Source organism: Granulosicoccus sp. 3-233, from assembly GCF_052681095.1.
Window position 1 is genome coordinate 287939 of sequence record NZ_JBQYLE010000010.1, and the last position, 7998, is coordinate 295936.

9 protein-coding genes are annotated in these 7998 nt (G+C 55.9%); 4 read left to right on the forward strand and 5 right to left on the reverse strand.

Annotation, left to right across the window (positions count from 1 at the left end):
• Positions 1-66: 66 nt before the first annotated feature.
• Positions 67-1029, reverse strand: a complete 963-nt coding sequence (locus tag ACUNV4_RS23440; protein ID WP_430881063.1) for an MbnP family copper-binding protein — start codon at positions 1027-1029, stop codon at positions 67-69.
• Positions 1030-1332: 303 nt separating this feature from the next.
• Positions 1333-1731, reverse strand: coding sequence for a hypothetical protein (locus ACUNV4_RS23445; protein ID WP_430881064.1), 399 nt, complete (start codon positions 1729-1731; stop codon positions 1333-1335).
• 202 nt (positions 1732-1933) lie between these two features.
• Here ACUNV4_RS23445 and ACUNV4_RS23450 point away from each other — a divergent pair, with 202 nt between their 5' ends.
• Complete coding sequence (locus tag ACUNV4_RS23450; RefSeq protein WP_430881065.1) at positions 1934-2896, forward strand: hypothetical protein; 963 nt, start codon at positions 1934-1936, stop codon at positions 2894-2896.
• Between the two features lie 77 nt (positions 2897-2973).
• Here ACUNV4_RS23450 and ACUNV4_RS23455 read toward each other — a convergent pair whose 3' ends face one another.
• Together ACUNV4_RS23455 and ACUNV4_RS23460 are read right to left on the reverse strand one after the other, a co-directional pair.
• Entirely contained in the window at positions 2974-4188 is a 1215-nt protein-coding gene (locus tag ACUNV4_RS23455; protein ID WP_430881066.1) for a hypothetical protein, read from the reverse strand.
• Between the two features lie 228 nt (positions 4189-4416).
• The gene (locus ACUNV4_RS23460; RefSeq protein ID WP_430881067.1) at positions 4417-5517 is read right to left on the reverse strand and encodes a hypothetical protein; all 1101 of its coding nucleotides are present in this window, start codon (positions 5515-5517) and stop codon (positions 4417-4419) included.
• Positions 5518-5793: 276 nt separating this feature from the next.
• Between ACUNV4_RS23460 and queC the strand changes: the two genes are divergently transcribed.
• Genes queC through queE form a run of 3 tightly spaced genes read left to right on the forward strand, consistent with a single transcriptional unit; the run spans position 5794 to position 7597 of the window.
• Positions 5794-6492 (forward strand): 7-cyano-7-deazaguanine synthase QueC, encoded by a 699-nt coding sequence (queC, locus tag ACUNV4_RS23465; RefSeq protein WP_430881068.1) that lies wholly within the window; start codon positions 5794-5796, stop codon positions 6490-6492.
• Positions 6493-6497: 5 nt separating this feature from the next.
• Positions 6498-6866 carry a 6-carboxytetrahydropterin synthase QueD gene (gene queD / locus ACUNV4_RS23470; RefSeq protein WP_430881069.1) on the forward strand — a complete coding sequence of 123 codons (369 nt, stop codon included), beginning with the start codon at positions 6498-6500 and terminating at the stop codon, positions 6864-6866.
• On the forward strand, positions 6863-7597 hold the full coding sequence (gene queE / locus ACUNV4_RS23475) for a 7-carboxy-7-deazaguanine synthase QueE (protein WP_430881070.1): 735 nt from the start codon (positions 6863-6865) through the stop codon (positions 7595-7597). Before queD ends, queE begins: the two co-directional genes overlap by 4 nt.
• Before the next feature lie 161 nt (positions 7598-7758).
• On the opposite strand, the gene ACUNV4_RS23480 is transcribed toward queE, so the two are convergent.
• A partial coding sequence (locus tag ACUNV4_RS23480) for a hypothetical protein (protein WP_430881071.1) occupies positions 7759-7998 on the reverse strand: 240 nt, incomplete at its 5' end.

Here is a 7998-nt window from a genome sequence, read left to right on the forward strand (position 1 = left end):
CACAGACAAGGACTGCTGGCGCCCTCCTCACCCTTGCTGATGCAGGCATGCTCTGTCGCACCGAAATCAACGCACGGACACGAGAGCCTGACTTGCATTACCGGAGTGCAGCCCCAGAGCCTCCATGATGGCGGCGCACTCCGGATCATTCGGTGCGGACATGCAGCCGGGAGAAGTCCCCTCGGTGTTGTGCGTCAGATCGGAGTTGTTCAGTATCGCGGCGGGGTCGATCACGAATACCGACGCAGATGGGTCCGCCTGCTCAAACATCACCTCGACCCGATTGGGCGATGCACACGATTCCGGCGTGCTTGTCGGAGACGCAGCCTTGCACGAAGTCGATCCCAGGTGCACAGCCCAGCCTGTGCTTCGAGGCGCCTTCTGCCCCTTGTCCATGGCATGTCCCGCCCCTTTCGAGACGGACGTCTGCGTTGCCGATTCATGCTTGCTGGAGACAGAACCGGGTGGGTCGATCGGGTAGCCCGAAACCACCTCCACGTCGGGGAGCAAGTCCAGTCGCATGAAACGGTAACCTCCACGCCAGTTCCAGAACATGGCCGTCAGATTCAGCGGTGATGCGGCCAGGGTCGGGTCCTGATGATTGCTGTCGAACGGCACGCCGATATCAAACGCCACGCCGTGATAATCACCCTGAGGAACCTGTCCCTTGATCACATGATTGGTGGGGCTCGTACCGTTGGCACAGTGACCACTACCGTCTTCGAAATCAAGCAGGGCGACATCTCCATGCTGCCAGGGGCCATGCTCGGTCAGTGTCACCGGAACCCGGTTTCCGCCTTCATCAAGAACACTTATGCGAGACACATAGAGTCGAAAGTCGGCTATACCGACAGTCGTTCCCTTGGCACCGATGTTGTCATAGTCGGTATTGCAGTCTGCAGTTCGTCCATCGAATTCACCGGCAAAGCGCAGCGTGATGTCCTGCATGGTCTCAGCCCGCGACGGCAGTGACGCTGACATCAGCAACGCGGCGACAGTCAGCCTTGGAAATGTTCTATACAGGTTCATGGGTGGGACCACATTCAGTGAATTTCCGGTGACCCTGTCTTCAGAACAGGTTCACGGGAGGATCAACGCGATGCGATTCTGCCGCGACCACAATCGATCAAGGAGGAAGTCTCTCGGTCCGATTGCCTGATTTGCACGATGAAAACAGAGGGAATCGCTGCGCGGCAACCTTTTACAAACATGCCGTGCATTCAGCCAATCCTGCGAGAGCCGACAGGAGCCTGCCAATGGCCGGTGATAGCCTGTCTGGAGTCGATCCCGACTCGAGAGGGGCCACGCATCAACTCATAGTCAGCTCAAGGCTCAGGAGCCAGCCGGTGGTCCTCGATTGGCAACGGATTGCAGCAGTCGTTGCGTGAATGCGAACTGCAGGTCCTCTTCACTGCGCGAGGTGACGATGAATTCCGGGAAGGCTGTTCGTAACCAGGCGCGCTGCATGTCCGAAGTACGGTCATCCTGCAGCACACAATGTGCGCTGACCCAGGCATCGGAAACATCATCGACAATATCGCCTTGAGGCGACAACGAGACTCGTGTCAGCCCTCCACCGGTACAGATGATCACCGAGGAATAACCGTTGCCGACGGTAGCGGCGACTGCCAGGGAAATCTTGGGAGCCAGCAATGCGCCAATCAACAACAGATACGCGGCCGCCCGTGCGGCAGCGAAACAACGTTGATGATTGGGGGCACTCATCCTCATGGCAGTACTATACCCAAAACCGTTGCAACCGTCGCTATCGCCATGATTGTCGACACCCCCTTGACCGGTTCTGCGCGACCACGTCATGTTTTCACCCTCGTGCAACTGACATTCGTCTAGCGGTGATCAAACGAGAGAGAAGTTGGATTAAGCTTCTGTCTCTGGTTTAAACGCCGCAACCATCAGGGAGATGACAAGTCCGATGTTGAAACTGACCTTTCTAGTGCTGATGACAGCACTGACAGCTACAGCCTGCAGTTCATCCAGCGACTCATCCGGTGGCACTACCCCCCCCGGAGACAACGGAGACAACGGAGACAACGGAGACAACGGAGACAACGGAGACAACGGTACACCCGGTGGCGACGGCAGCGGAACCCCGGGTGATGGCTCATCCACAGTCGATACCGACATTTCTGGCAATCTGACACAATTCGGCATCGTAACCATTGACGAGTCGGTTGATGATCAGGAAGTCAGTGCCGGTGCCGGCTTCTACCGCTTTCCACAGCAGGTCGATTCCGGTCTTCTCGCCGGGGCGATCGGTGCCCTGAACAATCAGGACTTCTGCAGTGTCTATGCTGACGATGATTCGGACAATCCGTTTCCGACACTCGATGAAGATGACCTGGGCGAGAACTTCGCGACCGATATTCAGACACTGTCTGCCGGTCAGGTCATCACACTGGCAAGCGCCACAGGCAATACCTATGGGGAAATGCCGCTGACAAGTCTTTTCGGTTTCCAGGTATACACCACGGAAGTCGATTTGACCTACCCAGCCCCGGCACCGCTTGTCATCAACATCCCCGGCGATGAATTTCCGGCGTTCAGCAATGTGCAGCTCCCCGGAGCCGATCCCCTCTCGGATTTCACAACCAGCACAGGGACATCACTGACGGCGAACACTACCATCAGCTGGACAGCCAATAGCGGTGGGAGCGCGCATGTCACCTTCGACGCGTCCGCCAGCGATTCCAATGTGTCTCTTGATTGCATCCTGGTCGATGATGGATCTTTCACACTGCCAGCCGCCACTGTGGCGGAGCTGGATGCCGAACTCGGCAGCGGCTGGTCACTGGAACTGGACGACGCCACACGTACCGTCTACGTGGTACAACAAAGCGGCACCTCTGTGCTGGCTCTGGCACGCACCAGCGAATAAGGCTTTATGGGGCCGCGGTGACCTGGATCGTCACCGCAGCCGACCATGGACAGGCCATGGTCACAGAGTGGTCATTGTCAGGGAGATGTGAATCGCTGCAGACTGAGTACAACACCACGCCTGGGCATCAGCTCGTCAAAGTGCTCACCGGACCAGCAACCTTCTTCGAGTACCGACTGCCGCGGCACCCCCAGACTCATCAACACTGACGTGACGTCAGCTGCGCGCCCCAGAGCCAGGCTTTTCGGCCCGGCCGCTACCGACGTTGCTCCATTGGAGCAGCCTATGACCGAAAACACATCACGCTGAATGTCATAGCTATCCACGATCTGTTCAATCTGCTGCCTGGCAGACGCATCCAGTTCGATGGAGTCGTTTCCGAAGGGCAGTATCACTTCTCTGACAATGGCAAGGGATTGATACAGGTCCGAAAAATTGGACCGTTGCAGTTCGCGAAAATTGCGTAACGGCCTTCTCTGCAGACGTGCCAGCGTGTCACTCTGCAAGCCGAGAACCGGTTTTTCAATCGCTTCAATCTGGCCGGAGGTATCGTCCTGCGTTGCCTGCGTTGCCTGCGTTGCCTGCGTTGCCTGCACAGATGCTACCGCAGTTGGGCTGATTGACGACGTACTGCTGTTACTGCTGTTACTGCTGTTACTGCCGTTACTGCCGTTACTGCCGTTACTGCCGTTACTGCTGTTACTGCCGTTACTGCCGTTACTGCCGTTACTGCTGGTATTGCTGGTATTACTGGTATTGCTGGTATTGCTGGCAGACTGTTGCAGACGCTGCGCTAGAGGAGGCTGGCGTTTGAAGAGATTGTCGTTGATCTGCAGATCACTCGCATTGGCACCTCTGATCTGCATCGCGGCAGCCGGATATACCTCGTCACTGTTCAGGTTCGCGTAGTGTCGTCTGACACTGACCGAACCGATGGTCACCGTGAAAGTGGCGGCGGCATTGTCATCCGATCCACCCTCCTCTTGCGCTATCGCATAGCTGACAGCCTTGTCGGCAGGGTTGCTTCCTACCGTTCTGACGGCGTAGCCCACACGCTCGAGACGTTCTTGCAGGACTCGCGCAAAATCACTGTCACCAAGACTTCCGGCAGGCAGGCTGAGCGTCGTGCTCGCAACGGGAATGGATCTGACTTGCACCAGTGCATTGACCAGATCACTGGCAATCAGCTGTAGCGCCTCTTGATTGTTCCTGTCAGGCGTCACCGGATTCATGGAGCAACCGGCAAGCAATACAGCGATGAAAATACCTGTCAGGCATTTCGGCAAACCCATGTTTCGAATACTCCTTCGATGGCGGGATGTGCGCAAAGCCGCCGTTCTGCATCAAACGTGAGGCCCTGCGTTTCAGCCATCAACTCTAGCCTGAAACCCTGCCTGCCCATTGTCGATTTCTGCCATGCACTTCACATTTCCACGGATACACCATCGGCCTCCCGGATACACACACGAGGGCCGCGGTTGATCAGCGTCCTGAATGAAGCGTCAGAACCATCCACTTCATTACTGCGCCATACCGGGCTCGACCAGATCTTCATACCGATCAGGTGCCGGGCCGAAGAATGGTTCCTGGCGAATGACATCGGTTCCAAGAAAAGAGCTACCTGGTTCGACGGGCTCATCAACGAAATCGGACTCATCGGAATCCGAACTGACATCCGATGACCCTGAATCGTCGCCATTCAGTCCGTTTCGCAGGGTGTCTGCCAGATAGTCATCACCTTTCCAGCCAACGTTGTCACCGGTCGTATCGCGGTACTGCTGATACGGGTCGATACTGTTGACATCATTGGCATCAGCGCCAAACGGGTAGGTATACGACTGCTGATCGATGGCAGGGGTCGTCTCGGATCCGGTCTCAAGCGAATTTTCAACGGTATTCACGCTCGGTTCTGACATCACCTCAGTTGCATTCTGGCTATCGGTAATCAGTTGTTCTTGTGTGACGTGAGTACCTACCGGAATATTGGTGATGTTGTAAATCACCTTGTGCTCCGTATTTGAATCATCCCAATGACTCTGTGCCTCGGCAAATCGCTGCACCTGCTCGTGCAATGCTTCTTCCAGTTGCGTATGCTCTTGCTCGAAATGCCGGAGTTGTCGACGCAACTCCTGTGTTTCGCTCTGTAGTGCGTCGTTTTCAGCAGTTCTTGCAGCCAGGAGATTCTTCAGCGAAGTATTTTCGGATGAGCTGACGATGAGTTCCTGTTCAAGTTCATCGACTCTGGCTGACAATAACGATTGTTCTTCCGACAATCTGTCTGATCGATTCCGCTCCTCCGGCGTAAAAACCGTCTGATCGGCAGAGCCGCTGCCCTCGAGGCTCTCCATTGCCCTCGAATGCGCCTGGCTTGTCAGCACCTTGTCGGACAGAGTTTTCGCAGTCCGTGGTCGCGTATGATCAAACCAGACCACGGTGAGCAGTCCCGAGAGTACGGCCACCCCCATCAACAGTGGACCACGGAGCCCGGCACTCCTGATGGGTCCCTTCGCAGAGTATCCCGACAGAAATCTCCTGCGCATGAAGCGTGACAGGCGCATGCGTAGAATGACCAGCCGGGCCGCGCTCAATCGATAGACGTAATCCAGTTTGCCTGTTGCCATGACAGCCCTGCTTTCACTGCGGCTCGTGCGGTCGCACCACGAGCTTACCTGTCATTGGCGGTTGTTTGTCTGGCGACTCCAATAATTTCAAGCAGGCTGACAGCAGTAACGGGGGCGTTTCGCACTATTACGCACAAGCCTTGGGCATGATTTACCACACCGGTCTGTAGACGACAGTTTGGCTGCACGGTAGTATTGCCCCGCAGTTCATCGATAGACAAATTCGCGCCATTGCGCTCCGGTCGCAGCCTACCCGGTTAAAACAAGGACAACAACATGAAGACGCTCGTAATCTGCTCCGGCGGACTTGATTCCGTCACGCTCGCCTGGAAAGTAGCAGCCGAAGCCGATCTGGCCGGCTTGATCAGCTTCAACTACGGGCAAAGGCATTTGCGGGAACTCGATTGCGCAGCCCTCTGTGCCCGGCAGCTCGGCGTACCCCATGACATTGTTGATCTGCGCGCCCTGGCAGCCCTGCTACCTGGCTCCGCTCTGACAGATGATCAGGTGGACGTGCCTCACGGGCATTATCAGGAAGAGAGCATGCGCAGCACGGTTGTTCCCAACCGTAACCCCATCATGATGACCATCGCATTTGGTACTGCCTCTGCACGTGACATTGATGCAGTGGCACTTGCGGTGCACGGCGGCGATCACTTCATCTACCCCGATTGCCGTCCGGGCTTCATCTACGCCTTTGCCGACATGCAGAAACAGGCCCTCGACGGGGTGCACTGTCCTCGACTGCAGGCTCCATTTGTCAATGGCTCCAAAGCCGATATCGTGCGCATCGGCTCGGCACTCGACGTTCCCTTCGCGGACACATGGAGCTGTTACGAGGGTAATGATCGGCATTGCGGGCGCTGTGGCACCTGCGTAGAGCGCCGCGAAGCCTTCATGCTGGCTCAGGTACCCGATCCGACCGACTACATCGATCCTGACTTCTCTGCTTGCGCCCCTGTCCACGAAGGTTGAAGCCCGTGTTTACCATCAGCAAGCAGTTCCATTTTTCTGCCTCCCATCAGCTACTCGGCCTGACTGAGGACCACCCCTGCTCACGGCTTCACGGGCACAATTATGTCGTCGAAGTCGAGCTGCAAGCGCAGGAATTGAATCAACACGGCTTTGTGCGTGATTATCATGATCTGAAAGAATTGAAAACGTGGATCGATGAGACGTTTGACCATCGACACTTGAACGATCACTTTGGCGATACACCCAGCACGGCGGAAAACCTGGCGCTGGCCATTTACAACTGGTGTATCGAGCGGTGGCCTGAAACCACGGCCACAAGAGTCAGTGAAACGCCGAAAACCTGGGCAGAATACAAGCCGAGCACCGCATCATGAATCAGTCTTCGCAAAAGCGTATTCTGGTTGATGAGATATTCGGTCCAACTCTGCAAGGTGAGGGCCCCATGGTGGGCATGCCCGTCGTATTTGTGCGCACAGGCGGCTGTGATTATCGCTGCAGCTGGTGTGACACGCTGCATGCAGTCTTGCCCAGGAATCGCAAGGAATGGCGTGCCATGACAGCTTCCAACATACTTGACGAAGTCAAACAGTTGTCGAACGACCCATTATGGGTTGTCGTTTCAGGAGGCAATCCCGCCTTGCAGCCTCTTGAGGAGCTCTTGCGATCAGGCCAGCAACAAGGTTACCGTTTCGCATTGGAGACTCAGGGTTCCATCGTACCTGACTGGTTCGGTCAGATAGATCATCTGACTCTCAGTCCGAAACCACCCTCAGCTGGTATGGAAACCGACTGGTCGGCACTGAAAAAAGCCGTTGAAATCGCCAAAACGGGATGCGCCCATCTCAAGGTTCCTGTATTGAACCAGGCAGATCTGTCCTTTGTCGCCGACTTACGCAAACGCCATCCGGAGTTGCCGCTGACATTGCAGCCCGTTAACGCCGGCGCGCAATCCGGTGCGCTGCAGGACGATGACAACGCCTTGCATGAGAAACTGATGGAACAGATGCGATGGCTGCACGAACAGGTTGTCGCTCGACACTGGTATGACGTACGCGTCCTCCCTCAATTACATGTGATGATCTGGGGCACCGGGCGCGGAGTCTAGTGTTTCGATTGTCCAGCGTCTGTCATTGTCGCCGTGCTCACCGATCATGCGAGCCCATAAACGACAAAAGGCCATCCCGAAGGATGGCCTGATGCGAACTGTCCACAGGGGCAGAGAATAAAACCCGGCGATGACCTACTTTATTCGGGCAGTCCCTGCCCTCACCCCTTCGGGGTCAGCGCCAACAACGCGCTGATGCAAAAACGCTCCTGCGTTTTTGAGCACATGGGGACAGCTGCGCTGTACAGGTAAGTATCAAAGTCGCTCAAAGTCGATTCACACAAAGCAAAAAGGGCCACCCGATGGGTGACCCTTTGTGCTTTCAATAAAACCCGGCGATGACCTACTTTCACATGGGGAAGCCCCACACTATCATTGGCGCTGAATGGTTTCACTTCTGA

Coding starts and splice junctions, on each gene's coding strand:
- ACUNV4_RS23445 (WP_430881064.1), bottom strand. CDS start 1,731: ATGAGGATGAGTGCCCCCAATCATCAACGTTGTTTCGCTGCCGCACGG.
- queE (WP_430881070.1), top strand. CDS start 6,863: ATGAATCAGTCTTCGCAAAAGCGTATTCTGGTTGATGAGATATTCGGT.
- ACUNV4_RS23455 (WP_430881066.1), bottom strand. CDS start 4,188: ATGGGTTTGCCGAAATGCCTGACAGGTATTTTCATCGCTGTATTGCTT.
- ACUNV4_RS23450 (WP_430881065.1), top strand. CDS start 1,934: ATGTTGAAACTGACCTTTCTAGTGCTGATGACAGCACTGACAGCTACA.
- ACUNV4_RS23460 (WP_430881067.1), bottom strand. CDS start 5,517: ATGGCAACAGGCAAACTGGATTACGTCTATCGATTGAGCGCGGCCCGG.
- ACUNV4_RS23440 (WP_430881063.1), bottom strand. CDS start 1,029: ATGAACCTGTATAGAACATTTCCAAGGCTGACTGTCGCCGCGTTGCTG.
- queC (WP_430881068.1), top strand. CDS start 5,794: ATGAAGACGCTCGTAATCTGCTCCGGCGGACTTGATTCCGTCACGCTC.